The organism is Bacillus swezeyi (assembly GCF_001969815.1).
GTDB lineage: Bacteria > Bacillota > Bacilli > Bacillales > Bacillaceae > Bacillus > Bacillus swezeyi.
This window is the reverse complement of the sequence record NZ_MRBK01000038.1, coordinates 1-1,421: the sequence shown is the minus strand read 5'-3', so window position 1 is coordinate 1,421 and position 1,421 is coordinate 1. Positions and strand designations below refer to the sequence as shown.

Below are 1,421 nucleotides of genomic sequence, written 5' to 3'. Positions count from 1 at the left end.
AAAGAGCGGACAATTTAACTTTTCGGCTGTTTCCTGGATGCGGATGATTTTTTCGACGGTTCTCGCTCCCCATGAGCCCGCTTTAACGGTTGAATCATTGGCCATGACACAAACGGTTTGTCCGCCGATTTTGCCGATTCCTGTAACGACTCCGTCAGCCGGAAGTCCATCAGCCATACAATTGGCAAAAAAAGCGTCTTCAAGATCGAGGTCTTCGTCAAGCAGCAGCTTCAAACGGTCTCTGACAAACAATTTGCCTTTTTTTTCATTGGCATCATGATATTTTTGCGCTCCGCCCTTCTTGATTTGACGGATGCGTTCATTCAGTTCTTTTTCGGCCGGCATCGGCTGTCCCTCCGTTTCGGTTTATTCTCCTGTATAATAGGGCGTTCGTTTTTCTGCAAAAGCTTTCAGTCCTTCCGTTCTGTCTTTCGTCGGAATTGTCAGTTCATATGCTTTTTGTTCAATAGAAAGCCCTGTTTCAATGTTTGTCTCTAGCCCATGATGAATGGCAAACTTCGCCTGCCTGACGGCAACCGGGCCGTTTGCTGCGATTTTCAGTGCGATGTTTTCGGCTTTTTCCTTTAACGCTGATAAAGGAACGACATGTTCGATAAGGCCGATGTCTTTCGCTTTTTGCGCGCTGATGCGGCAGCCGGTATAGATCATTTCTTTCGCTTTTCCGGGCCCGATTAGGCGGGGCAGCCGCTGAGTCCCCCCCGCTCCGGGAATGATCGCGAGCGTTGTTTCAGGCAATCCGAGTTCAATATGATCGGCCGCGATTCTGATATCGCACGCTAATGCAAGTTCCAGTCCGCCCCCTAAGGCGCTGCCGTTAAGAGAGGCGATCACCGGCTGCGGCAGCTTTTCCATTTCATGAAATACGCTTTGGATCAAAGATACCGCTTGCTTCGCTTCTGAACGGTTCATACGTGCTCTTTCTTTTAAATCAGCGCCGGCGCAAAATGTTTTATCTCCTTTTCCGGTGATGATGACACAGCGGATGGCCGGATTGGCTTTTATATCGCGGAGAATGTGCTGAAGCTCTTCTAAGAGCGCGAGCGATAAGGCGTTTGCCGCCCGCGGCCTGTTCAGAGTTACAATGGCGATTGATTGTTGATGAATGGAACATAAGACATTGGACTCCACCTTTCTCCCTCCTTTTTCATGAAAAACAGTCCAATGATTTAGCTGTCTGCAAATTTCGGCTTGGCAGTTGTCTCCCTGCTTTTTCTTCGATCCATTTGGCTGCCAAAAGAAGTTTTCCGAGGTCAACTCCTGTTTCAATTCCCATCTGGGCACACATATAGATGAGATCATCTGTTGCGGCGTTTCCGGAGGAACCCGGTGCATAAGGACAGCCGCCCAATCCGCCGCATGCTCCGTCAAATGTAGTGATGCCCATGTCCATGGCCGCGATC

The 1,421-nt window shown here is 49.3% G+C and carries 2 protein-coding genes and 1 pseudogene; all 3 read right to left on the bottom strand.

Annotation, left to right across the window (positions count from 1 at the left end; translation table 11 throughout):
• On the bottom strand, positions 1 to 345 hold a 345-nt coding region (locus BTA30_RS20685; protein ID WP_275667433.1), incomplete at its 3' end, for a carboxyl transferase domain-containing protein.
• 21 nt (positions 346 to 366) lie between these two features.
• Positions 367 to 1,149: an enoyl-CoA hydratase gene (locus BTA30_RS20680; RefSeq protein ID WP_076763679.1), complete on the bottom strand. Its 783-nt coding sequence runs from the start codon at positions 1,147 to 1,149 to the stop codon at positions 367 to 369.
• A gap of 16 nt (positions 1,150 to 1,165) precedes the next feature.
• Positions 1,166 to 1,421 (bottom strand): annotated as a pseudogene (locus tag BTA30_RS20675) (hydroxymethylglutaryl-CoA lyase); the annotation flags it as partial.